We start from the raw sequence: 443 nt of genomic DNA on the forward strand, positions 1-443 counted from the left end.
GGTTCGCTGCGAGCCGCTGATCTTTTCAAGCCGCCAGCCGGAACCATCGTCAGTCACCTTGCATTTGAACCAGCCATAGATGACGAGCGGGCTCAAGCCGCCTGCCTTGATGGTGCGGCACTTCCAGTTGCCGGTCAGGTCCTTGTCGGAGAACGACACCAATGGCTTCGCCAGCAAGGCATCGAGCTGTTTGACCTCGGCCGGGCTGCCCGCTTTCGCCTCGGCAAGCGCCGCCTTGCGCGTCTCGTCATATTTGTCGAGGCGGACCTTGTCGGCAGGCGTGATCAGCTTCTGCACCTGGCCGTCGGCAAGGGCGGGCAGGGTGCAGCAGAGCAGGCCGATGGCGGTGAAAAGGGGACGAAGGATCATCTGGAAACTCCCTGAACCTGTAAAATGGCAGTCAATAAAAATGGCAGTTGATGTCTGGAGCGGCGCCGTCGCCG

The 443-nt window shown here is 60.9% G+C and carries 1 protein-coding gene; it reads right to left on the reverse strand.

Going from position 1 to position 443, the window contains the following annotated elements:
- On the reverse strand, positions 1 to 369 hold a 369-nt coding region (locus ACWTU8_RS32725), incomplete at its 3' end, for a DUF4893 domain-containing protein (RefSeq protein WP_455851363.1).
- Positions 370 to 443 lie beyond the last annotated feature (74 nt).

The sequence above is a fragment of the Mesorhizobium sp. BHbdii genome, assembly GCF_053848045.1.